Origin of the sequence: Paracoccus sp. C2R09, from assembly GCF_018860625.1 — a bacterium.
Classification (GTDB): domain Bacteria; phylum Pseudomonadota; class Alphaproteobacteria; order Rhodobacterales; family Rhodobacteraceae; genus Paracoccus.
Genome location: NZ_JAHKQB010000001.1, coordinates 13,604 through 37,565, shown reverse-complemented (window position 1 = coordinate 37,565; position 23,962 = coordinate 13,604). Strand labels below are relative to the sequence as shown.

20 protein-coding genes and 1 tRNA gene are annotated in these 23,962 nt (G+C 66.8%); 6 read left to right on the top strand and 15 right to left on the bottom strand.

Features of this window, described 5'->3' with window-relative positions; all coding sequences use genetic code 11:
- Positions 1–90 precede the first annotated feature (90 nt).
- The gene (locus KO490_RS00160; RefSeq protein WP_216017375.1) at positions 91–1,356 is read right to left on the bottom strand and encodes an ABC transporter substrate-binding protein; all 1,266 of its coding nucleotides are present in this window, start codon (positions 1,354–1,356) and stop codon (positions 91–93) included.
- A 274-nt stretch (positions 1,357–1,630) separates the two neighbouring features.
- Between KO490_RS00160 and KO490_RS00155 the strand changes: the two genes are divergently transcribed.
- Positions 1,631–2,641 (top strand): LacI family DNA-binding transcriptional regulator, encoded by a 1,011-nt coding sequence (locus KO490_RS00155; RefSeq protein ID WP_216017374.1) that lies wholly within the window; start codon positions 1,631–1,633, stop codon positions 2,639–2,641.
- Here the strand turns inward: KO490_RS00155 and KO490_RS00150 are convergent.
- The 5 genes from KO490_RS00150 to KO490_RS00130 form a co-directional block, all read right to left on the bottom strand.
- Positions 2,638–3,264, bottom strand: coding sequence for a nucleoside/nucleotide kinase family protein (locus tag KO490_RS00150; RefSeq protein ID WP_216017373.1), 627 nt, complete (start codon positions 3,262–3,264; stop codon positions 2,638–2,640). The genes KO490_RS00155 and KO490_RS00150 overlap by 4 nt on opposite strands.
- A gap of 73 nt (positions 3,265–3,337) precedes the next feature.
- Positions 3,338–4,621, bottom strand: coding sequence for a TRAP transporter large permease (locus KO490_RS00145; RefSeq protein WP_216017372.1), 1,284 nt, complete (start codon positions 4,619–4,621; stop codon positions 3,338–3,340).
- 2 nt (positions 4,622–4,623) lie between these two features.
- The gene (locus tag KO490_RS00140) at positions 4,624–5,154 is read right to left on the bottom strand and encodes a TRAP transporter small permease (protein WP_216017371.1); all 531 of its coding nucleotides are present in this window, start codon (positions 5,152–5,154) and stop codon (positions 4,624–4,626) included.
- A gap of 51 nt (positions 5,155–5,205) precedes the next feature.
- Positions 5,206–6,189, bottom strand: coding sequence for a TRAP transporter substrate-binding protein (locus KO490_RS00135; RefSeq protein ID WP_216017370.1), 984 nt, complete (start codon positions 6,187–6,189; stop codon positions 5,206–5,208).
- 94 nt (positions 6,190–6,283) lie between these two features.
- The gene (locus tag KO490_RS00130) at positions 6,284–7,009 is read right to left on the bottom strand and encodes a GntR family transcriptional regulator (RefSeq protein WP_216017369.1); all 726 of its coding nucleotides are present in this window, start codon (positions 7,007–7,009) and stop codon (positions 6,284–6,286) included.
- A 232-nt stretch (positions 7,010–7,241) separates the two neighbouring features.
- On the opposite strand from KO490_RS00130, the gene KO490_RS00125 reads away from it, so the two are divergent.
- A tRNA-Ser gene (locus tag KO490_RS00125) sits at positions 7,242–7,331 on the top strand.
- Between the two features lie 424 nt (positions 7,332–7,755).
- On the opposite strand, the gene KO490_RS00120 is transcribed toward KO490_RS00125, so the two are convergent.
- Positions 7,756–8,406 carry a hypothetical protein gene (locus KO490_RS00120; RefSeq protein ID WP_216017368.1) on the bottom strand — a complete coding sequence of 217 codons (651 nt, stop codon included), beginning with the start codon at positions 8,404–8,406 and terminating at the stop codon, positions 7,756–7,758.
- A 720-nt stretch (positions 8,407–9,126) separates the two neighbouring features.
- Here KO490_RS00120 and KO490_RS00115 point away from each other — a divergent pair.
- The 3 genes from KO490_RS00115 (at position 9,127) to KO490_RS00105 (ending at position 12,140) form a co-directional block, all read left to right on the top strand.
- Positions 9,127–10,131, top strand: a complete 1,005-nt coding sequence (locus KO490_RS00115; RefSeq protein ID WP_216017367.1) for a zinc-binding alcohol dehydrogenase family protein — start codon at positions 9,127–9,129, stop codon at positions 10,129–10,131.
- Between the two features lie 243 nt (positions 10,132–10,374).
- Positions 10,375–11,352, top strand: coding sequence for an LLM class oxidoreductase (locus tag KO490_RS00110; RefSeq protein ID WP_216017366.1), 978 nt, complete (start codon positions 10,375–10,377; stop codon positions 11,350–11,352).
- Positions 11,349–12,140, top strand: a complete 792-nt coding sequence (locus KO490_RS00105; RefSeq protein ID WP_216017365.1) for an SDR family NAD(P)-dependent oxidoreductase — start codon at positions 11,349–11,351, stop codon at positions 12,138–12,140. Before KO490_RS00110 ends, KO490_RS00105 begins: the two co-directional genes overlap by 4 nt.
- On the opposite strand, the gene KO490_RS00100 is transcribed toward KO490_RS00105, so the two are convergent.
- The 4 genes from KO490_RS00100 to KO490_RS00085 are packed head-to-tail and all read right to left on the bottom strand — an operon-like array spanning position 12,121 to position 17,377.
- Positions 12,121–13,212, bottom strand: a complete 1,092-nt coding sequence (locus KO490_RS00100) for a glycosyltransferase (protein WP_252726912.1) — start codon at positions 13,210–13,212, stop codon at positions 12,121–12,123. The genes KO490_RS00105 and KO490_RS00100 overlap by 20 nt on opposite strands.
- Positions 13,213–13,214: 2 nt before the next feature.
- Entirely contained in the window at positions 13,215–14,198 is a 984-nt protein-coding gene (locus KO490_RS00095; protein ID WP_216017364.1) for a glycosyltransferase family 2 protein, read from the bottom strand.
- Positions 14,125–15,339 (bottom strand): glycosyltransferase, encoded by a 1,215-nt coding sequence (locus tag KO490_RS00090; RefSeq protein ID WP_216017363.1) that lies wholly within the window; start codon positions 15,337–15,339, stop codon positions 14,125–14,127. Before KO490_RS00090 ends, KO490_RS00095 begins: the two co-directional genes overlap by 74 nt.
- Positions 15,340–15,343: 4 nt before the next feature.
- A complete protein-coding gene (locus KO490_RS00085; protein ID WP_252726911.1) occupies positions 15,344–17,377 on the bottom strand; it encodes an HAD-IIB family hydrolase in 2,034 nt (677 codons plus the stop codon).
- Positions 17,378–17,497: 120 nt separating this feature from the next.
- Between KO490_RS00085 and KO490_RS00080 the strand changes: the two genes are divergently transcribed.
- A complete protein-coding gene (locus tag KO490_RS00080) occupies positions 17,498–18,298 on the top strand; it encodes a sulfotransferase (RefSeq protein WP_216017362.1) in 801 nt (266 codons plus the stop codon).
- Between the two features lie 162 nt (positions 18,299–18,460).
- Here KO490_RS00080 and KO490_RS00075 read toward each other — a convergent pair whose 3' ends face one another.
- The 4 genes from KO490_RS00075 to KO490_RS00060 are packed head-to-tail and all read right to left on the bottom strand — an operon-like array spanning position 18,461 to position 23,961.
- Positions 18,461–18,682: a hypothetical protein gene (locus tag KO490_RS00075; protein WP_216017426.1), complete on the bottom strand. Its 222-nt coding sequence runs from the start codon at positions 18,680–18,682 to the stop codon at positions 18,461–18,463.
- A gap of 56 nt (positions 18,683–18,738) precedes the next feature.
- Complete coding sequence (uxaC, locus tag KO490_RS00070) at positions 18,739–20,154, bottom strand: glucuronate isomerase (RefSeq protein WP_216017361.1); 1,416 nt, start codon at positions 20,152–20,154, stop codon at positions 18,739–18,741.
- Complete coding sequence (locus KO490_RS00065) at positions 20,151–21,587, bottom strand: mannitol dehydrogenase family protein (RefSeq protein WP_216017360.1); 1,437 nt, start codon at positions 21,585–21,587, stop codon at positions 20,151–20,153. Before KO490_RS00065 ends, uxaC begins: the two co-directional genes overlap by 4 nt.
- Complete coding sequence (locus tag KO490_RS00060; protein WP_216017359.1) at positions 21,577–23,961, bottom strand: TIM-barrel domain-containing protein; 2,385 nt, start codon at positions 23,959–23,961, stop codon at positions 21,577–21,579. The genes KO490_RS00065 and KO490_RS00060 overlap by 11 nt, the downstream gene beginning before the upstream one ends.
- Position 23,962: the final 1 nt, after the last annotated feature.

The following is a 23,962-nucleotide window of genomic DNA, read 5'->3' as shown; positions in this document are numbered from 1 at the left end:
GCAGATGCCATACGAATGCGATTGTCGGGGGGATGTCCGGGCGGCGGATGCGCCCGGACGGTATCGTCTTTCGGGATCAGGCGCGGGCGGTCATTCGACCGGGCATGCACCTTCGGACGGGGCGTCGGGGGCCCAGCAGGGTGCGCCCGTCTCCTCCATCACGCGCTGAAGCGCGGTCTTCTGATCCTGCAGCACGGCCTCGATGGGCTGACCCGCCAGGATGATGCGTTCGAACGTGTCGTTGAACACCCGGTCGAAATCGCCGCCCCGGTCGCCCAGACCCGACGGCAGCAGGCCGGGATTGGCATCCTCGGCCGCGGACATCTTGGCGACCGCATCGCCCGCCGCCTTGACCGCCGGGGGCAAATCGTCGGGCAGTTCGACATCGATGACCGGGAAGAACGAGGTGGCCCTGAGGGTCGCGATCTGCGCCTCGGGGGTCATCATGTATTCGACCAGCGCGCGGGCCTCGTCCTTGTCGGGCGCGGTTTCCGGGATGGCCATGCCCGCCAGCACGGGCATGAAGCCGCGACCCGCGGGACCGGCGGGCGCCGGGAAGGCCACGAAATCGTCGGGGCGTTCGTTGAAGGCCTGCGCCAGGCGCGAGGTATGGTCGAAGACGATCCAGGCATCGCCCGACAGCAGCTGTTCCTGCATGAACGAGAAGTTGGTCGAGGCGGGGTTCGTATGCTCCCACAGCTCCGAGAACTTCTCCCATGCCGTGACGGCCTCGGGGGATGCGAAGGTGCGCACGACCCCGTCGGTATAGGAGGGATAGAGATACCCTTCGAAGAAGCGGTGCTTGAGGCCCTTGGGACCGGCAGGGAAGCCGAATTTGGGTTCGCCCGTGGCCTCGTGGACATTGGCGGACCATTCGATCAGCTGGTCATAGGTCAGCGCGTCGATATCGGCGCCCTCGGGCAGATAGTCCAGCGCCTGCCTGCTGGCCGCCATGATATAGCTGGCCTGCATCCAGGGGACGTATTGCGCGGTGTCGGTGCCCAGTTTCGCCAGGCTGTTGAACGTCTCGCTGGACGCGGTGATGCCCATGTCGCCCAGATCGACCAGCTTGTCGGGATCGATGGCCGAGAAGTTGCCATGCAGCGCGCCCAGCACGCCGATCGAACCGGAACCGGCCTGGTCCTCGGCCTGGAGGCGGGTCAGCCAGGGGCCGTCCTCGTTCGGCTGGTAATCGACGCCGGGTTCGAAGCCGCCCAGCACCTCCTGGCGCATGGCTTGTGCCTCTTCGGCGGGGCGTGCCTGCGTGGACCAGAACAGCACCTCGGCGCTGGCCGGGATGGCGGCGATCATCGTGATTGCGGATGCCGCGGCGGCGATCCTGGTGGACATGGTCATATCGGTCTTCCCTCCCCTTGATCGGAACCGCGCCTGCGGCCCTCGTTTCCCCTGTGACGACGGGGCGACCCTTCTCCCTCGGGGCGCGCCGTGGTTCGCGGCGGCGCAGGATGCGACTCGGCCACGAACTGACGCCAGTGTGATATAGCGTTATATCTTCTGTCAACCTTTCCTGATCCGATTATTCCCCCAAACCCTGCAGGGGCAGGTGCAAGGCGATGGAATACCGGGGTTCGACCTGATATAACGAACACAGCAATATCGGCAGGAACAGATGGCAGAGAAACCGACGCTGGAAACCGTCGCACAGGAGGCAGGCGTATCGGTCCCGACCGTCAGCCAGGTCATGCGCGGCACCGGACGCATCTCGGAACAGACGCGCAAGAAGGTCCTGCAGGCCGCCAAGAAGCTGTATTACGTGCCCAATTCGCGCGCGGCCTCGATGCGGTCAGGCGAGAACAAGGAGATCGGCTTCGTCATCAACATGCTGGCCAACCCTTTCAATGCCGAAGTGGTCAGCGGGGCGGTCGAGGTGCTGGAGGCCGAAGGGTATCTCGTGTCCATCCTGGATGCCGAAGACGATGCCGAACGCCAGAGGCGCCACCTCGAGGCGTTCATCCGTCACGGTCGCGGCGGCCTGCTGTGGGTGCCCGCGCTGGAAACCGGGCAGGACACGATCGACCTGCTGGCGGCCCATCGCATCCCCTCGGTCAGCTTCCTTCGCCCGGCCTCGGAGCGCTTCGATCACGTGGGCATCCGCAACGCCGAGGCCACGACCACGGCCACGCGCCACCTGGTCGATCTGGGCCATCGCCGGATCGCCTATATGGGCGGGTCCGGCATGTCGCATGTCCGCCGAGAGAGATTGGCAGGCTATGGCCGCGTGATCGAGGATATCGGCGGCCGGCCCGTCATCTGGCCCTCGCCCGACGGACGCGTCGCGGGGATGGAGGCGATGCGCGGATTGCGCGCGGCCCATCCCGACGTGACGGCGGTGGTCTGCAACGGCGACATGATCGCGCTTGGGGCGTGCCATGCGCTGAACCGCGACGGGCTGCTGCCGGGACGCGACATGTCGGTGATCGGCTTCGACGATATCGAGGAAGCCGCGCTGGCGATGCCGCCCCTGACGACGATGACCGTGTCCCCGCGCAAGCTGGGGCGCAAGCTGGCCCGTGTCCTGCTGGAACGCATCGCCGATCCCGACATGCCCCCCGCCGTGACCGAAGTCCCCGCCCGGCTGGAGATCCGCGGCACCTGCGGCCCCGTCCCGCGTGACGCCTAGCGCTGCCAGCGAATGACGGTATCCGCGTTCCGACTGCGATCCCGCACCAGCCGCCCGTTCGGCAGGTCGTTGCCGTCCAGCTTGTCGTCGATGCGATCTGCGGGAATGTCGTGGCGCTTCCAGCGGCGGCGCAGCCTTCGGGTCAGCTCGGCCTCGGGGACATCGACCATCACGGTCAGATCGAACATGTCCCGCAACGCGGTCCAGGGCGCCATGTCCAGCAGCAGATAGTTCCCCTCGACCAGGATCAACCGCGCGCCCTGCCCGATCAGCCGTGCCGACCCGCGAGAGATCTCGAGCTTGCGGTCGAAGACAGGGACGGCGACCTCCGGTTCAGGGCCCTTGAGGCGATGGATGACCGATACCAGCCCGCCCACGTCGAAGGTGTCGGGCGCACCCTTGCGTGCCAGCCTGCCCCGGTCGCGCAGCACGGCATCGTCGTAATGGAAGCCGTCCATGGGCAGGATCGAGGCGATGCCGGGATGGGTCTGTTCGAACCCTGCGCGCAATGCCTCGGTCAAGGTGCTCTTGCCCGATCCGGGCGCCCCGGCAATGGCGACGAAGCGCCGCCCCGGCATGTCCAGCAGCGGGACGATCCGCTGCCGCAAGCTTTCGATATCCATGCATCCCCCCTCAGGTCATGGCGGAATGCTTGGGCCATCGGCCTGCCCATGGCAAGCCGATGGCCCGGTCGGCTCAGTCGCCCAGCACCGAAGGCAGCCAGAGCGAGACCGCGGGCACATAGGTCACGAGGATCAGCGCCACGAAGATGGCCAGGTAGAACGGCCAGATCGACCGCATCGCCTGTTCCAGCTTGATCCGCCCCACGGCACAGCCCACGAACAGGCAGGTTCCGACGGGGGGCGTGCACAGCCCGATCCCCAAGTTGATCAGCAGCATGATGCCGAACTGCACCGGGTCCATCCCCAGATCCTTGGCGATGGGCAGGAAGATCGGCGTGCAGATCAGGATCAGCGCGGCCATGTCCATGATCATGCCCAGCATCAGCAGGATCACGTTGATCATCAGCAGGATGATCAGCGGGTTCTCGGAGATGGACAGCAGCAGATCGCTCAGCAGCCCCGGCACCTGATACAGCGCCAGCAGATAGGCGAAGCTGCTGGCGAAGGCGATCAGCACCATCACCATCGCCGTCGTCCGCACCGCCCCCGTGACCGAGATCCAGAAGCCCTGCCAGTTCAGGCTGCGATAGTAGAAGGCCGTCAGCAGCACGGCATAGATCGCGCCGAATGCCCCCGATTCCGTCACGGTGAAGACGCCCGACAGCGTGCCCCCCACGATGATCACGGCCGTCATCAGGCCCGGAACGGCGTCCAGCGCCGCACGACCGACCACGCGCCAGCCCGGGAAGGGTTCGGCCGGGTAGTTGTGGCGCACCGACAGGATCCATGCCGCGACCGCCAGCGACAGGCACATCAGGATGCCCGGAATGACCCCCGCCAGGAACAGCTTGGATACGGATATGCCGCCGCCCGCCGCGACCGCAAAGATGATCATGTTGTGGCTGGGCGGGATCACGATCCCCGCGATGGAGGAGGTGACCGTGACGTTCACCGCGAAATCGGTGCGATAGCCGCGCTCCTTCATCACCGGCACCAGCAACGATCCGAGCGCCGAGATGTCGGCCACGGCGGAACCCGAAATGCCCCCGAACAGCATGGACGAGAAGATGTTGACCATCGCCAGCCCGCCCTTGAGATGGCCCACCAGCGCGGATGCCAGCTTGACCAGCCGCCGGGCGATCCCGCCATGCAGCATGATCTCGCCCGCGAAGACGAAGAAGGGGATCGCCAGCAGCGAGAAGACGGAAATGCCCGCCGTCGCCCGCTGGAAGGTGATCAGCATGGGGAAGCCTTCGTACCAGAAGGCCGAGGCGGCGGCGATGCCCATGGCGAAGGCCACGGGAACGCCCGCCACCACGCCGAAGGCGAATGCGCCCAGAAGGATGAGAAGACCCACGTTCAGTATTCCTTGATGAAATCGTCCGGCGACCAGCTGCGGAACCGCTTGATGCGCAGGATGGCGCGGGCGCCCGCGAACAGCATCATCAGCCCCCCGAGCGAGGTGATCGCCAGAGTGCGGAAGCTTTCGGGCACGTCCAGCATCGGCAGGCGCGTGTCCCAGCCGAAACGCATCAGCGTGATGCCCGCGATCAGCATGACGGCCCCGAAGATCGCCAGCGACAGATCGACCGCGATGATCAGCCCCTTGCGCGCGGGCATGGGCAGGGTGTCGCGGAACAGGGTCACGCCGATATGCGTATCCTCGTGCACGCCCGCCGCCGCGCCCAGAAAGGCGACATAGCAGATCAGCAGCAGGGCCAACTGCTCGACCCAGGTGGGGGTCGCGTTCAGGACATAGCGGCCGAAGACCAGCCAGCCGAATGTCAGGATCAGCGTCACCAGCGCAACCGAGGCCACGAGGATGCACAGCTGCTGGATCCGCGCCAGGGCGCGTTCGATCCCGTCGGGATTCGTCGTTTCATGGTTCATGAAGGTTGTCCGGTAAGGTCCGGCGCGGGTGGAGGCCCGCGCCGGATGCCGTCATTCAGCGTTGCGGATCATCTCGACCAGTTCGGTCAGATCGGGGTTCTCCTCCAGGAAGCCCTCGTAGACGGGGGCCATCGCCTCCTGGAAGGGCGCCTTGTCGGCAACCTCGGTGATCTCGCCCCCTGCCGAACGGACGGTGTCCAGGCTGGCCGCGACGCGCTCCTCCCACAGCTGGCGCTGCATCTCGGTGCTGTTGCGGCCGGCTTCCATCACGACATCCTGCTGTTCCGGGGTCAGCTTCTCCCAGGTCTTCAGGCTCATGCACAGGCATTCGGGAATGATCAGGTGCTCGGTCAGCGACAGGTATTTCGCGACCTCGTGATGGGCGGTGGATTCATAGCTGGGCGGGTTGTTCTCGGCCCCGTCCACGACGCCGGTCTTGATCGACTGATAGACCTCGCCGAAGGCCATGGGCGTGGCGTTGCCGCCCATCGATTCGACCATGTCCACGAACAGGTCGTTGCTCATGACGCGGATCTTCAGGCCCTGGACGTCCTCGGGGGCCGCGATCGGCTGCGAGGCGGTATAGAAGGACCGCGCACCCGCCGTGTACCAGCCCAGGGGCATGATGCCCTTGGCCTTCATCCCCTCGCCGATGGCCGCGCCGACTTCGCCGTCCATCAGCTCGTACATCTTCGGCACGCTGGAAAAGATGAACGGAAGCGAGACGACATTGGCCTCGGGCACGGACTGGCCCATCGGCCCAAGGCTGAATTCGCCGAAATCGATCACGCCCAGGCGGACCTGCTCGATCGCGTCGGGCTGATCGCCCAGCACGCCGTTGTGAAAGACCTTGCCGGTGATCTCGCCGCCGGTCTTCTCCTCGACCTCCTCGACGAAGGCTTCCATGGCGATCGAGACGGGATAGTCCTCGACATGGATGTTCCAGCCGCGCAGGTCCAGCGACATCGCGGGCGTGGCCAGCATGGCGACGCCAAGCGCGGCCGTGGTGTTCAATGCAAAAGTTCTGACAGTCATCGTTATCCTCCCTTGGATCGCGACGACGCCCTCTCCTCCGGCGCCTTCCGCGATCGGTCAGATGAGAATGCTGGCAGCCGAACTGGAATACAAGTTAAATTTCGATCGCCGCGGCGGCATCCTCAGGGAGGGTTTCGTCAGGCTCGAAATAGGCGCCGCTGGTGGCCTTGATCGTGCGGATCGTCTCGTCCAGCCGCGACAGGTGCAGCATTCCCGTCTTCGCCGCGGCCTGGGCGTCATGCGCCCTGATCGCGTCGGCGATGGCCAGGTGATCGTCGATCAGCTGCTGCATCCGATCCTCCTTGGACAGGCTCAGCAGGCACAGCCGGTCCACCTTCTGCTTCTCGGCGCAGATCACGTCGAAGGCATAGGGGCGGCCTGCGATCTGGCAGATCAGCCGGTGGAACTCGTAGTCGAGGCGCGCGAAATCGGGGTGGTTCCTCTCGGCCAGCGCCTTGCGTTGCAGCGCCATGTTGGCGTCCAGGAGAAAACCGTCTGCGACCGTGCAGGCCAGTGCAGCCTGGCGCAGAACGGCCTCCTCGACCGCGGCGCGGATGAAGCGCGACTTCTCGATCGAGGCCATCGAGAAGCGTTTGACCTCGGTCGCGCGCTTGGGGCGGATCACGATCAGCTCCATGCTCTCCAACCGGTTGAACGCGTCCCGAACCGGCTGACGGGAAACGCCGAACCGGTCCGCCACGTCCTGTTCGGAGATGCGCGCCCCCGGCAGCAGCCGCATCGAGAGGATCTCGGATCGCAGCTGCCCGACGATCGTCTCGACGCTGCTCTTGCGATCGGCGCTGTGCTGAATCCCTGTCATGATCTCGTTTCCCTTCGTGCCCTCGGGCTTATATTTGGCACAAGCGGGCAGCGCCAGATGCCGGGCATCCCTGCAGCCTAGCAGATGTGGCGGAAATCTTGTATTCCAGATTTGACGCCACGGTGGTTCGGACCCGGCCCGCGCCCGCCCGCCCGGGCCTTTGCGACGGAACAGCCGATTCAGTCTGATTCGCCTCTTGTCACCCCCGAACAGCTTACATATACGGGTCGACGGAGACGTGGCCGAGTGGTCGAAGGCACACCCCTGCTAAGGGTGCAGGCCCGAAAGGGTCTCGAGGGTTCGAATCCCTTCGTCTCCGCCACCATCATTCTGCAATGCGTTGTATTGATTTATCTTCGATGAATCAGCCGCATTCCCTTCCCCCATAGAAATCCGATGCCGCGCGCGTCGCTGTTGCCCACACCGCTGTTTTGCGGGTCGTTTCGGTGCACACGCAGGGGATCCCTGGACCTTGCGCGGGAAACCGGACGGGCCCCGCGGACTCTCATGCGCAGATAATGGTTTCCGCGAGTTGAAAACGCAAAGCCGCTGCACATTAGTGGTCGATCGGCCCCCGACAGCTCCGGCCCGTCATCTTCGATGCCAAAACGTGCAACCGGGTGATGGATCAGCCTCGCGCCCTTACCCAATGCCAAATCGTCAGTGCCGTCCGGCCAGACCTCCCTGAGCAGTCAGCACGTCCAGCGCCGGCTTGATGTTGCCGCCACGCGGGAACAGGTCGATCTTCAGTTCGGAATGCCCGACCTCGGCCCTGCGAAGGTTCGGGTCGATGAAACCTCCGCGGATGGCGGGCCTTCACTCCCTCGACCGCCAAGCGCCGGCACGGAAAACAGCATGTTTCCGGGCAGTCTGCGCAGGACCGATGCCGCAAGATACGACAGCAACAGGACGGCGCCCGAGGTCAAAGCCAGCATGGTAAGGGCCGAGACATATGGAAGGACCGGCTTCAGCACGATGTATGCCACGCCGATGAAGAACTGATGCGTCAGGAACAGCTCAAGCGACCGACGACCCAGCCTTCCCAGAAGCGCCGTCATCGCCGGCAGGCGAGCGATCAAATACCGCAGCGCATAGACGGCGCCGAATGTGGCGGGCACACCCAGCAGCATCTGCGACGTCGTCCTGCTGATGTCGATGTTCTTCAGCGTGTAATACGCGGCCGCCCAGATCAGCAGCCCCAAGGCACAGTCCAATGCGCTGCGGTTGCCGAGCCGCGTGAGCGTTTCGGAGAACGCGAAGCCGAGCGTGAAGAACAAAAGCCCCCGGACACCTATGTTCCAAAGCAGCGCCTCGATCCCGCGTGGGAAATCGACCCGGATCACCGCCTGGATGACGACGAAGGACAACAGAACCGCGATCATCAGGGATTCGACCAATCCTACCTTGCGCAACAGCATCGAATAGGTGCCAAGCGCCGCGATTGCATAAATAAATCACAAGTTGCCGGTAGGGGCGATCAGAAGCATCTGCAGCAGAGTTATCGCCCCTGAGGCGAAGGCCGGTAACCGCGGTGGGATGGAGAGTATCGCAGCCTGGCGTTCGGCTTCGGTTATGGCCCGGATGTTACGCTGCGTCGCTTCGTTCGCGCCGCGCTGCCCGCTTTTCACGCGAAGGTTCCAACCTGTGCCATGGCTGATGAACCGGGGGCACGCCGATCTTGTGGGATCGACCCAACCGCCTCTGGTTCTTGAAGCTGGGTCTGGACAGTATCCCCAGGCCAGTTTCGGCACTTCGTCTCCGTGCGTTAGATAGGGGCGTCGCCGCTGATGCCGGTCAAGCTTGGGGACCGAGATGCGACCCGGGTTGCCCGCGCAGCCCCGGGCATGATGCGAGGCATTGCAGCGATGCCGTGCCCGTGACCGGATCGAATGACCGTCCGCACCCGCGTCGGGCTTTCGGTCATGTCATCGACCGCATGGGCGAAGGCGGACCGCCCCCGGCGCTGTTCCAGACGCATTCGGGGAGATATCCGACACGAACCATCCCGGAAATCCGAATTCTGAAATCAGTTGCGGCCCGGTTTATTCGCCCTCCCGGCACAGTATCTTCTGCATGACAGGGCAAGACTGCCCGAACGCGACGGAAGGACGACACGAATGAAGGCGATCGGATATGACAAGGCAGGTCCGCTGGATGGCCAAGGCGCGCTGCGCGAGATCGCGGCCCAGCGCCCCGTTCCGGGCCCGCGCGATTTGCTGGTTCGGGTGCAGGGCATCTCGGTCAACCCGGTGGACGTGAAACTGCGCGCGGCGCGATCCCCCGAGGATGGTCCGGCCATTCTGGGCTTCGACGCATCGGGCACCGTCGAACAGATCGGCGCCGAGGTGACGGGCTTCGCCATCGGCGATCAGGTCTTCTATGCGGGCGATGTCACGCGCCCCGGCACCAATGCCGAATATCACGCGGTCGATGAACGCATCGTCGGACGCAAGCCCACCTCGTTGGATCACCCCGAGGCCGCCGGCCTTCCGCTGACCTCGATCACCGCATGGGAAATGCTGTTCGACAGCTTCCGCATCCCCGAGGGCGGGGCCGAAGGGCGCACGCTGCTGGTGATCGGCGGTGCGGGCGGCGTCGGCTCCGTCCTGATCCAGCTGGCCCGGCAACTGACGGGGCTGACCGTCATCGCGACGGCCTCGCGCCCCGAAACGCAGGACTGGGTGCGTCGCATGGGGGCCGATCACGTCACCGACCACCGGGGCGATCTGGGCGCGCAGCTGCGCGAACTGGGGCTGGTGCCCGATTACGTGGCCGCGCTGACCGCGACCGACCAGCACTGGCCCGCCATCATCGACCTGATCGCCCCGCGCGGGCATGTCGCCCTGATCGACGACCCAGAAACGCTGGACATGGCCGCGGCCAAGCCCAAGGCGCTGACGGTATCGTGGGAATTCATGTTCACCCGCTCGATGTTCGAAACCGCCGACATGAGCGCGCAGGCGGATCTTCTGAACCGGGTGGCCGCCATGCTGGATGACGGGCGCCTGCAATCGACCGTGACCGAGCGTGCCGCCAGCCTGACCCCCGCGACCCTGACCGAGGCGCATCGCCGCCAGGAATCGGGTCGCGTGATCGGCAAGCAGGTCCTGCCGGGCCTTTGAACGCGACCGTGAAGGGATATTCCATGACCGCAGGTTCCGCACTGAACGTGACCGCGCCCGACAATGCCCGGGCCGCGAATCACGGCCCCCTGGCGCAGCGATGCGTTGGGGGTCATCGCGGGCGATACGCGGCGCGCATGGCCGTCCGTCAGGCGCCGGCCGCATGGGCGCGCCGGACTGTCGGCCATCACCGACCGATTGCGGGCGTCTTCCTTCGTGCCCCCACTTCCGAAGGCTGAGATCATGCGCGACCTTTCCCACACGCCCTTCGACCAGATCAATCGCGGTTTCGACGCAACCTTTCAGGCAGGCCGCCTGTCCGTCGGGCTGGTCTTGCCGATCACCCGCTATGACGACGGCCCGATCCCCGACATGACGGGCCATCTGGATCGCGCGATCCTGGCCGAATCCCTAGGTTTCGCCGCGCTTTGGCTGCGGGACGTGCCCTTCGCGGTGCCGTCCTTCGGGGATGCGGGGCAGCTGTTCGATCCTTTCACCTACCTGGGCTACCTGGCCGCGCGGACATCGCGGATCGCGCTTGGGGTGGCCAGCATCGTGCTGCCCCTGCGCCATCCCGCCCATGTCGCCAAGGCCGCCGCCAGCGTGGATGCGCTGTCGGGCGGGCGGCTGATCCTGGGCGTGGCCTCGGGCGACCGCCCCGAAGAGTTTCCCGCCATGGGCAAGTCCTTCGAGACACGCGACCGGGCCTTCCGCGAGGCGTTCGACTATATCCGCGCGATGGGCCTGCCCGGCCCCCGCATCGACAACGGCTTCGGGCGCAGCGACGGCCGGATCGAGATGCTGCCGAAACCCACGGGGCCACGCCTGCCGCTGATGGTCACGGGGTCCAGTCGCCAGTCCCCCGACTGGATCGCGCGCAATGCCGATGGCTGGATGACCTATCCCCGGCCGGGGCAATCGCAGGCGCAGGTGCTGGCCGGTTGGCGCGACAGCCTGCAGGCGGCGGGTCAGCCCGCCAAGCCGGTGCTGCAACCCCTCTATGTGGATCTGGCCGCCGATCCAGACGAAGGACCCAGCCCCATTCATCTGGGCTTTCGCAGCGGGCACAGGTTCCTGCTGCGTTACCTGCAGGATCTTCGGGCCGCTGGCGTGAACCATGTCGCGCTGAACCTGCGTTTCAACCGCGCGGACACGAACGGGACACTCGACCGGCTGGCCCATGAGGTGCTGCCGCATTTCCACGAAGGAGCGATGCCATGACCATCATGATCACCGGAGCCACCGACGGGCTGGGCCGCGCGACCGCCCAAGCCCTGGCCGAGGCCGGCCACGACCTTGTCGTCCATGGCCGGTCCGGGGACAAGCTGGTCCGCACCGCCGAGGAGCTGCGTCGCACCGGCGTCTCGGTCCAGACGGCGCTGGCCGACATGTCGGATCTGGGCCAGGTCGCCGCCATGGCCCGCGGGATCGACCCCGTGGATGTGCTGATCAACAATGCGGGCGTGTTCCGCATTCCCGACCCGATCACCCCGGACGGGCTGGATCGTCGCTTTGTCGTCAATAGCTTCGCCCCTGCCCTGCTGACACGGCTTCTGGCCCCCCGGATGCCCGGCGGTGGTCGCGTGATCCACCTGTCATCGGCAGCACAGGCCCCGGTCGATATCGATGCGATGAACGGAAGGCATCCGCTGCAGCCGATGGAGGCCTATGCCCAGAGCAAGCTGGCCCTGACGATCTGGAGCAGCTGCTTCGCGGCGGCCCATCTCGACGGCCCGCTGTCCATCGCCGTCAATCCGGGCTCGCTTCTGGCGACGACGATGGTGCGCGAGGGGTTCGGCACTTCAGGGAACGACATCAATATCGGCGTGGACATCCTTGTCCGTGCCGCGCTGTCGGAGGAATTCGCGGAGGCCTCGGGGCGCTATTACGACAATGACGCGCGGCGGTTCGCCAATCCCCATCCCGAGGCCGCGAATGCCGCCCGATCGCGCGCGGTGATCGACGCGATCGAGGCCCGGATCGCGCCCTTCATGACGCCCGCGCACTGATCCCCGACCGCGCCGCATCCATCGCGGCGCGGTAGTTCTCCTCGTATCGATCAAGCATGCGTTCCAGGCTGAACAGCCGCTCGACCCGTGCGCGGGGACGTTCGCGGGGGATCTGCAGCGCCTGTTCCAGCGCATGGGCCAGACCTTCGGCATCGTCGGGCGCGGCGAAGGCCCCGCAATCGCCGATCACCTCGTCGGTGGCCCCGATGCGGGTGCTGGCCACGGGCAATCCGCAGGCCATGCCCTCGATGGCCACCAGGCCGAAGGGTTCCTCCCATTGGGGGGTGAACAGCATGGCCGAGGCGCGGCCCATCTCGGTCGCCAGATCGCCGCCCTGCAGATGCCCGCCATACCGGATGTCGCCGCCCAGAAGCGGACGCACCATGTCGTTGTAATAGTCGCGATGCTCGATCACGCCGAAGATCGTCAGCGGAACACCCGCCATGCGCGCGGCCTGCGCCGCCAGATGCGTGCCCTTGGTCGGCGTGATCCGCCCCGCCCAGACCGCGCTGCCATCGCCTTGGGGACGAAAGGGCCACAACCGCAGATCGATGCCGTTGCCCACGATATCGGCGCCGTCGGGCGTGCCTGCGGGCCACCACAAACCCGCCTGCTGCCGCGAACAGACGGTAAATCGCGACCAGGGTGCAGCGCTGTCCTGTGCCGCGCGGCGCAGGCCCTCGAACGGGGGGACGTGCAGCGAGGTGACCATGGGCATGCGGTTGGCAAAGGCATGGCGCGGCGGAAACCGGTGCAGGCTGTTGTTGTGGACGACATCGTGCCCGCCATCGTCCAGCGCCGTCACGCAGCGCGCAAAGGCATCGTCCAGCACACCGTTCAGCACATCGGTGCCGTGGAAATCGTGCCAGGGATAATCCTGGTCGTAATGCCGCCCGATGATCGGGCGAAGGTCGAATTGCGGATCGCTGTCCCCCGCCGCATAGAGCGTGACCTGGTGCCCCCGGTCCTGCAGACCGCGGGCCAGATGCCAGGCATGGGCCTCCATCCCGCCCATGAAGGGGGCGGCGATGGGATGGCGAAGATGGGCGATGACGGCGATCCGCAGCGACATGATCAGACCGCCCGCGCCGTCAGCAGATCCGCCTGCGCGGTCTCGACCTGGGCCACGCGGGCCGGGTCGTTGCGATCCTTGCCGGTGATCCCCTGGATGCGGTCCAGGACCCGGCGCGTATTGGCATAGGGCATGTGCGGTTCCTGTCGGCACAGCGCGAAGTCGCGTTCGTTCGGTTCGCGCAGCACGCGCAGCCCTTCCGGCGTGTTCTCGATCAGGCCCAGCAGGCGGAAGGCATGCAGCCAATGCTCCATCGTGCGGTGGCCCCATTTCGACGCGAAATATTCCGCGTTCCGCACGACCGAGGGCACCTGGTGGATCGGCGGCATGCAATGGGGGTGATACTGGTGATAGACCCGCGCACCCTTCAGCCACCAGATCGCGATGCCCTTTTCGTGCAGGATGCGACCGAAATCCGTATCCTCGCCGCCATAGCCGACATAGCCTTCGTCGAAGCCGCCCGCCTCGTCCCAGTCCTGCCGGTGGATCGCGAAGTTCAGCGACCAGAAGCAGCGATAGTCGTTGCATTCCCGCTTGCCCTCGGGCGGGGGGGCCTGACGGTCCGAGTGGCGCACGCCCAGCCGGTCGAACAGGGCATAGTCGATGCCGTCCCGTTCCGCCTGATCGGGCAGATACATCACCTCGCCCATCAAAAGCCCCTGCCCCGGTTCGGCCGCCGCCGCGTATTCCGCGATCAGCCCGGGTGCCGGGATGCAGTCCACGTCCACGAAGACCAGCACGTCGCCCACCGCCTGGCGGGCGGCGGTGTTCCGCGCGGCCGCAAGGGGCAGGTTCCCGTCCGCGACCGGGATCATGATCTGACGAACCGGAAAGGACACCTCGGGCAGGTCGGCATAGGGTTCAGGCTGCATGACCGCGATCACCAGCTCGGCCGGCGGGGTGGTCTGGGCGTCAAAGCCCCGGACGACGTTCGCCAGATGCTCGGAACGACCCGCTGCGATGGTCAGGGCTGAGACGGTGGCCATCAGGCTCTCCTTCTTTGGGTTCTGGGTTGGGGACCGGCTGGCCTTCGGGGTGCCAGATGCGGTCGATCAGGGATTCGAGCCACCGCGCGGTGGCCCCGGGCGCGCCCTGCCCCGCAAGGCGGCGCTGCGTGTCGGGATCGTGGGTCGCGATGGCGCTGCGCATCGCGTCCTGCCAGCGATGCGCCGAGGCGGGCAGATATGGCAGATGCAGCGCCGCGCCCGCGCGGGCCAGCGTCTCGGCCTTCTTCACCTGTTCATCGAAATAGCGCCATTCCGGCACCGCGATCCAAGGGCGCCCCGAGGCCAGCACCTGCTGGCAGGTCGTGTTCCCGGTCGAGGACACGATGACATCCGAGGCGGCGATGTAATCCAGCGGATTGTCCACCCAATCCGCGAATTGCAGGTTCGCGGGCAGGGTCGCATGCCAGTCGCGCTGGATCTTGCCGATGACGATCCAGTCCATTTCGGGAAATGTGCGCGCGGCCACGCCGAAGGGCGCATCGGCCCAGCCATTACCACCCCCGCCCGAGATCACGACGGCAAGCTGCCTGCCCGGCGGCACGCCCAACCGTTTGCGCGCCTGCGCGGCATCCGGGATGGCCTGCCTGACGCCCAGACCCGGCGCATGGAATATCAGATCGCGCATCCAGCCCGGCCAATCGTCCTGTGCAAGATCCGCGTGGAAGGGTGCCAGCAGCCCCGCCGCCCCGCGATAGGCCGCCATATGCCCCGGATCGCTGCGATCGCCGTGCTGCAGCACCTTCGCATGCGGGACCGAACAGATGCGGGCCAGCTGCGCCACCTCGGCACTGACATCCGAGATCATCAGGGCCGGGTCCGCCTCGTGGAACCAGCCGGTGATGATCGCCATCGCCTGTCGGATCGTGGACCAGCCGACGGGCGCGCAATGCAGCGTATCGGGCGTGGCGATCCAGTCGGTGGCGGGAAACGCCTCCGGGGCCTCGAACAGGCTGGGAATGGTGCGGATTTCCACCCCCTTGCGCAGGGGCGGGAAGATGTCGTCGCGGGCGCAGAAGATCGTGACGGGGCGCGTTTCCGGCAGCGCGTTGACGATGGCCGCGCAGCGTTCAGCATGGCCGCGCCCCTGGTGATGCACGAAATATCCGATGGGACGTGTCATCGCCCTACTCCGCCGCCATCAGGATGCCGGGGCCGTGGCCGAAGCGGTCCAGCCCGTCCAGCACGCCGGCCGCATGGGGGTGCTCGCTGCGCCACGCGCCGCGGACCGATGCGACCTCGGGCGATGCATTGGCCGGGATGATGGCCGAGGCGAAGCCCTGCAGCATGTCCAGGTCATTGCCGCTGTCGCCCGCCACGATGCAGCTATCCGCGGGAATGCCCATCCGCGCAGCCTCGAACCGGATGGCGGCGGCCTTGCCCGCATTTCGCGGCAGCACGTCGATCAGGCGGTCATGCGACAGGATCACCCGCGCCCGCAGCCCGGCACGCTTCAATGCCGTGCCGATCCGGTCGCGATCATGCACATTCCCGAAGAAGCTCAGCTTGAACGCCCGCTGGTCGTGCCCCGGCTGCGCCGTCAGCCCAAGGGGCGCAAGCGCGGCCCGCACCCCGTCGCGATCCCAGTCGCCGCCGATCATGGCCGCGTAATCGCCACAGGGGCGCAAGGCACCGTCGCGGCCCCATCGCCAGATCTCGGACCCGACCGAGGTGATGAACAGGTCGGGCATCGGCAGGTGCCATTCGCGCAGGACGCGGCGGGCCTCGACCACGGATCTGCCGGTGGCGACCGCAAGAACCATGCCCGGATCGCGCGTCCGCGCCCATTCCGTGAATTCAGCAGCCCCGTCGCGGCAACCGGTCAGTGTGCCGTCGATATCACTTGCCAGCATCGCATGCGGGCGATGGATCGCAGGTGCCGCGACGCGCAACCCGGCATAGACGCGCTGCGCGGCATCGGCCCACCGGTCCCAGCTGTAGATGCGCCGCGCGATGCGCCCGGCCTCTTGCGCCTTGCGGGGGGTTTCGGGGTCGTCCAGCAGCCGGGTGACCGCTGCCGCGATGGCGCGGGGATCGGTCGGCTCGACCAGTTCGCCGCAGTTCAGGCTTGCAACGATATCGGCGGCCCCGCCTCGGCAGGTGGCGACGACGGGCGCGTCAGATTGTGCGGCCTCGATCAGGGTCAGGCCGAAGGGTTCGTGCAGCGCCGGGTTCACGAAGACGCCCCCCTGCGCCGCCAAGGCATAGAGCGAGGCGACCTCGTCATGGTCGTGCCGGCGCGGCAGTGCCACCTTGCCCCACAGATCATGGCGATCGACCAGGTCGAACAGCTCGGTCACGATGCCGTCCTGGTCGGGGCAACCGCCCTGCAGTCCTTCGCGCAGGCCCGCGACGACCACCAGGTTCGCGCGGTCCTGCAGTCCCGGATCGCCCGCATAGGCGCGCAGCAAGGCGGCAAGGTTCTTCTTGCGGATGGGTCGTGCCACCGCCAGCAGGATGGGCTTGGAAGGATCGCGCAGAAAGGGCGCGATCAGGCGCTGTGCGGGCCCGGTATCGCGAAGATGCGGCGCGGTGATGCCCGGACCGATGCGATGCACGCGCCCTTCGGATGCCGCGTCATAGGCCGGGATCTGGCATTCGGCCTCGTCCCGCGAAGATGCGATGATGGCGCCGGCCTCGCGGATCGCGGCGGCCTCGCGGTCGATCCGGCGCGACATGGCGGGATCGGGATTGCCGCCCTGGGCGCGGCATTTGTCCAGGGCCAGCGAATGGCTGGAATAGACCCACGGGATGCCGAATTCCTTCGATGCCGCGCGGGCAAGGACGGCAGCATCGGCGAAATGCGCGTGGATCACGTCGGGAAGGTCGCCATCGCGCAACAGGTTCAGGAACGCCTGCGTCAGGGCCGGAAGCTCGGCCTCGAACGCCTCCTTGGCAAGATAGCGCATGTCGTCTGTGCGCAGTCGAAGGATGCGGCAGCGCGGCCCCATCTCCTCGACCTCTTGTGCATGGACCGGATCCAGCCGAGGATCGGAAAAGGCCCGCGTCACGATGCTGACCGAGGTCACGTCCCCACGCCCCGCCTGCGCCCGGGCCGCCCCCAGAACATAGGCGATATGTCCGCCGGTATCTTCGGTCACGCCATAGCTGACCGGCGGCGCCTTAAGGCAGCCGCCAAGTGCGACATGCATGATTCGCATGGACTTTTCCGCCTTGGTCTGTAGGTTTCGGGAGGTTTCCCCACTGCGCAGATAACGAAACCGGCACCGCATGCGGTTCCCCCCCGGGGGATATAATTTACATCAGTCCGGAGCATCCTGATGAATGCCAACGCATTTCCCCATCGCTACGTCTTCGTGGGCGGCCTGCATCGGTCGGGGACATCGCTGACGGCGCGGCTGATCGCGGCCCTGCCCGGAATGGCCGCGATACGCGACGCGCCCGTGCCGGAAAACGAGGGCGTCTACCTGCAGGGGGGCATCGCGCATACCGCGCAGCACGGACGTCCGATGCATTTCGCGACCGACCCGGCCCAGCACCTGATCGAGGGTTGCGCGCTGGACCGCCTTGAGACCCGCCAGCGGATCGAGACCGATTGGGCCCCCTGGTTCGATCAGGGCCACTGGCGGGTCGAGAAATCGCCCGTGAACCTGACCCGCATGCGGCTGCTGCAGCAGTTGTTCCCGCTGTCGCAATTCGTGGTGGTGATCCGCCATCCCCAGGCGGTGGCGGCGGCGGTATCGAAATGGGTGGACATGCCCGAGGCGGCGATGATCGATCACTGGATCGCGGCGCATCGGCAGGTCGCGCAGGATCTGGAACACCTGCATTCCGCGATGGTCCTGCGATACGAGGATCTGGTCGCAAGGCCCGATGCGCATCGCCGCGCATTGGCGGCCTTCGTGGATCTGCCGACAGGCGACACCGCCGAGGATGTCCGCGACGGGAACGGCGATTACGCCTATGGCCAGATGACGCCCGCGCAGGCAGCGGCGATGGCCGAATGGGGATATGGCGCGCGCGGCGCGGTCATGCCCCTGCCCCCGCAGGTGCGCCACCCGCTGCGTGCCATCCGAGAGGCAACCGAGGCCGCATTGCGATACGGTGCCGCCTGCCGCTGACCATCGACGATCCCGGTCATGGTGGCGATACCGACGCCCCCGCACCCGGGATGCTACCACGACACGGCGACAAGCGGGAAGGCACCTGACCGCATTCACGCAGACGGACCCACCCGCGGCGGCAATACAAGCAGCCCCGGTGCGGTTCCCCGGCCTGTCCGTTCAGTAATTCGCGGGCGGATCGCTGGCCGGAAAGCTCTCGTCCATCTCCTCGTCGACGATATCCCAGTCCTGCGGGGCATCGCGCATCTGGTCGGGTCCGGCATCGCGCACGATCAGGTCGCGGCGCGGACCGGTGCGAAGGCTTGCCACCCAGATCTGGCGGATCAGCAACGCGCTGGTCGCCCCGATCAGGAAGGGAATGAGGCTGTCTTTGTGTCGCATCGGGCGTCTCCTCGGACTGTCTTGCCCTCAACACGGCCCGATGCGACGGGTTCCTCTCAGCCCTGCCGATCGGCGGGAAGGAACCTGCGCGCGGCATTTCCCCAGCAGATGTCATGGACCAGCCTGTCCATCGCGGCATCGTCGTTGGGCAGCAGGCCGTCGCGCAACTGGCGCCCCAGCATGCGGCACAGCAGGCGGCGGAAATATTCGTGCCGCGTGAAGGACAGGAAGGATCGGCTGTCGGTCAGCATCCCAAGGAAGGTCGAGATCAGGCCCATCTGCGCCAGGTCCGTCATCTGACGTTCCATCCCGTCCAGCTGGTCGTTGAACCACCATGCGGTGCCGACCTGCACCTTGCCGGGACGCGATCCGTCCTGGAAGTTGCCCGCCGTCGTCGCCAGCACCGCGTTATGCGCGGGGTTCACGGAATAGAGCACCATCTCCGGCAGCTGATCGGTCCGGTCCAGCCGGTCCAGCAGCGCATTCAGCGGCTGCGCGATGCCGAAATCGTTCATGCTGTCGGCCCCGGCATCGCGGCCCACCCGGTCCAGCAGGCGCTGGCGGTTGTTCCGCAAAGGCGCGATATGCAGCTGCATGACGATATCGCGTTCGGCATAGGCGCGCCCCAGCCCGACGAACAGCGCCGAGCGGATCGCGGCGGCTTCCTCGGTGGTCGGCGCCTCGCCCGCAAGGCGGCGCGTCAGGGCGGCGGTCAGCTGATCCTCGGACCATTCGGGGCCGGCCTCCAGCCGTTCGATGCCATGATCGGCGGCGCGGCAACCATGATCGACGAAGACGTCCAGCCGCCGGATCAACGCCTGCATCAGGGGTGCGAAGCCGTCGATCCGGATCCCCGTCAGTTCGGCCAGCCGCGCGATCCAGGGGGCAAAGCCCTCATCCTCGACCTTGAAGGCCGCATCGGGGCGGAAGCTGGGGGCCACGACCAGCTCGGGATCGCCCTGCATCGCACGGTGATGGGCCAGATCGTCCAGCGGATCGTCGGTCGTGCCCACGAAGCGCACCTTCATCCGGCGCAGCAGGCCGCGTGCGCCGAAATCCGGCCCCGGCAGCGCCGCATTCGCGACATCCCAGACACGGTCCGCGGTCTGGGCCGACAGGACCGTCCCGTCCAGCCCGAAGAAGCGCCACAGCTCCAGATGCGACCAGTGGTGGACGGGGTTCATCACCAGCGCGGGCATGGCCCGGGCGAAGGCGTCGAATTTCTGGCGGTCGGTGGCGGGGCCGGTGCACAGATCCTCGGGGATGCCGGCCCACCGCATGACGCGCCACTTGTAGTGGTCATGCGCCAGCCACAGCTGCCCCAGATTGTCCCAATGGTGGTCCTGCGCGATCTCGGACGGGGGCAGGTGGTTGTGGTAATCGACGATGGGCAGATCGGCCGCCACCTCGTGATAGAGGCGCTGCGCGGCGGGCGTGTCCAGAAGGAAGTCTGGTCCCAGAAACTCGGTCATGCTGCCCCCATGGCATTGGCGATGGCGGTCCGGGCACCGGTCCGCGCGATGTTCAGATAGGCGCTGGCGATGGGCGCCGAGAAACGCGGATCGGCGGCCAGTTCCACCGGGAAGACCTGGGTCAGGGCCAGCATCGCGGTGACGTAATCGCCGCCGTCCTGCGTATCGGCCACCACCTGCGCCAGCCTGTCCGCCATCGGATCGGCGGGCCTGCCGCCGCCATCCACGGTCTGTCGGACCAGCCGCATCCAGCCCGCGATGGCCAGCGCGGTCAGCGGCCAGTCGCGGTCGGCTGCCAGATGCGCCGCGGCGGGCGCGACAAGGCGCTGCGGCAGCTTGGCGCTGGTATCGGTGGCGATCTGGGCCGTCCGGTGCTGCAACGTGCTGTTGCCGAAGCGCGCGATCAGCTGGTCGGCATAGTCCGCGATATCCACGCCTGGCAGCGGGCGCAGCGTCGGCGCCTGTTCGGTCAGCATCAGGCGGCGGGCGGCATCGCGCAGCACCCTGTCGTCCATGCAATCCGACACCGTCTCGCATCCCGCAAGCTGGCCAAGACAGGCCAGGAACGTATGGCTGCCGTTCAGCATCCGTAGCTTCATCTCCTCGAACGGGGCGACGTCGCGGACCATCTGTGCGCCGGCATCCTCGAATGCGGGACGGCCTGCGGCAAAGTCGTCCTCGATCACCCATTGGCGGAAGGGTTCGGTCAGGATGCTGTTCGGATCGGGGCGGCCCGTGGCATCCTCGATCAGCGCCAGCGCCTTGTCGTTCAGCGCGGGCACGATGCGGTCGACCATCGTGGCCGGAAAGCGGACATTGGCCTCGATCCAGTCGGCAAGATCGGCATCCAGCAGCCGCGCATAGTCCAGGACGGCGGCGCGGGCCAGCCGCCCGTTATGGGGAAGGTTGTCGCAGGACATCACGGTCAGCCCGCCCTGCCCCGCATCGCGGCGTGCGCGCAGACCCGCGACGATGACGCCGATGGCGGTGCGGGGCGCATCGGGGTTCGCCAGATCGGCCTTGATGCCCGCGTGATCGGCGTCAAGGCGGTCGCCCTTCAGCGCATAGCCCTTTTCGGTGATGGTCAGCGAAACGATCGCCAGCGCCGGGTCCGCGATCCGCCCCGTCACCGCCGCGATCCCGTCGCGCACGGGATGGACCGAACCCACCACCGCGCCGACGGGCCGCGCGACGATGCCCCGATCGTCGGCCTCCAGCACGTGATAGACGCCGTTCGCCGCGTCCAGCGCGTCCAGATCCTCGACGCCCGAATTCAGGCGGCAGGCGATGACGCCCCAATCGCCGCCATCCGCCAGCACCTGATCGAGGTAGACCAGCTGATGGGCCCGCGCGAAGGCGCCAAAGCCGATATGCAGGATGCGCGGGCGCAGGCCCTTGCGGTCATGCGCGGGGGCGAGGGTCTCAATCTGCATGGGGAATATCCTCGAACGCGATGCGGGTGACGGGCTGGCCGTTCACGCGCAGGGGGCGGGTTTCGGCATCGGGCAGCGACAGGTCCAGCGCGGGCCAGAACGGGCGGAACGGGCCATGGGCGGTGATCGTGACGTCGATCACCTCCGCATCCGCACGGGTCTCGATCAGCAGGCGGCAGTTGTTGCCGGCCAGCGCATCGACCGACACCCCGTCATCTTCATAGAGCATCGCCCGGTCGCGGTAATCGCCCGGCGCGGGGAACAGCGCGATGCGGCGGGTCGTGTCGGTTTCCGGCTTGGCGCGGGCGCAGCCCCCTGACAGGGGCAGCGCGGCACCGGCGCGCACGAACAGCGGCATGCTGCCCAGATCGACCGGCAGTTCGATCGTCTGGCCGCCCCGATGGAATGCGCCGGTGTGGAAATCCCACCAGCCGCTGCCATTGTCGGGCAGATGCAGGCGGCGCGTGGTCGCGCCCTCCTCGATCACGGTGGCGACCAGCAGGTCCGGCCCCAGCATGAACTCGTCGCATTCCGCGTGACAGGCCGGGTCGCCCTCGTATTCCACCAGCGTCGGGCGCAGGATCGGCTGATGGTCCTGCGTGGCCTGCCAGCTCAGCGTGTACAGATAGGGGATCAGCTGCCCCCGCAATGCCAGCGCCGCGCGGATATGGGGCAGGATCCGGGGATACATCCAGGGTTCGTTGACGGTCGCGTCGTCGTTCCAGCTGTGGATCGTGAAACGCGGGTGGAAGATGCCGTTCTGGACCCAGCGCAGGAACAGTTCCGGCCCCGGACGCGGCCCCGAGAAGCCGCCCACGTCATGGCCGATATTGAAGATCCCCGACATGGACAGGCCCAGCCCCATGCGGTTGTTGTAGCGCAGCGTCTTCCAGTCGGTGCGGTTGTCGCCCGTCCAGGTCTGGGCATAGCGCTGGATCCCCGGCGCGCCCGAACGGCTGATCAGGTAGGGGCGCAGATGCGGCGCATGTTCTGCCTGCGCATCGCGCGAGGCCCGCGTCATCAGCACCGGCTGCAGCGGACGGATCAGCGCCACGTCGATCGGGTCGCCGAAGCCGTGGCATCGCGCGGCGCGGTCCCAGATCTCGTATTCGTTGTTGTCGTTCCAGGTCGACCCGATGCCGTGTTCCAGCAGCTGGGCGGTCACGTTGGACTTCCACCAGTCGATGGTCGCGGGGTTGGTGAAGTCCAGATGCGACCCCTCGTCGTCCCAGAAGACCGAGATCTCGGGCCGGTCGGCCTCGCTGTCGCGGATGAACAGGCCCGCCGATGCGGCCTCGGCGTAACGCGGGTGATCGTGCAGCATGCAGGGCTTGATGTTGGCGATCAGGTGCAGGTCGGCATCCGCGAAACGCGCGGTCATGGCGTCGATGTCGGGGAACTTGTCGGTGTTCCAGTTGAAGACATACCGCTTCGGCCCGATCGAGGTATAGCCCGACGACATCTGGAAGCTGTCGCAGGGCAGCGCGTGTTCGGTGATCCGGTCGAGGAACCCCTGCACCTGCGCCTGCGCGTCCGGCGCGTCGGTATAGCTCATGGTGGAACCGGAATACCCCAGCGCCCAGCGCGGCATGAAGGCGGTGCCGCCCGTCAGCCATGCCTGCCTGCGCGTCAGCCCCGCCAGATCCGGCGACCAGGCCATGTAGTAGTCCAGGTCCCCGTCCTCGGCCCGGTAGGCGCGATAGGGGGCGTGGTAGTTGTCCAGCTCGTTCCCCAGATCGAACCAGCAGCAGGCAAGGTTGTCGTAGAAGACCGAGAAGGACCCCGCATCCGGCGTGCGGGTCAGCGTGACGGGGATGTGCTTGTACAGCGGATCGGTGCGTTCCGCGTCATAGCCCATCGCATCCAGGTTGCGCATCTCGAACCGGCGGCCCGAGCGTTCCAGGTCGCCCGATTTCTCGCCCAGCCCGAAGACCTGTTCGGACGGATGGCGGCGCAGGAAATGACCATGCGCATGATCGCGGATGCCCGCCATGTAGGCGCCTGTCGGGCGATCACTGGCGAAGACGCGCCATTCGTCCCCGACCTTGGCCTGCCAGACCAGTTGCAGCGGCCGCAGCACCTGCAGCCGCAGCGTGCCGGTGTCGATCACCAGCCCCTCATCCGTGTCCGACAGGTCGTAATCGGGGCAGGAGAAGCCCGTCAGATCGTCGCGCGAGCGTCCTTCGAACGGCACGTCGCCGTTCGGGGCCACCGACCAGCTGCGCCCCAGCCGCCAGCCGTCCCGCCCGGTCAGCGACACGCGGATCAGGTCGCGTTCCAGCACGGCGATGCGCATCCGGCGTCCGCCATCGGTCAGCAGGGTGACGGCGGCGCCGTCCCGCCCCTGCAGGGTCCAGTCCTTGAGGGTCTTCATG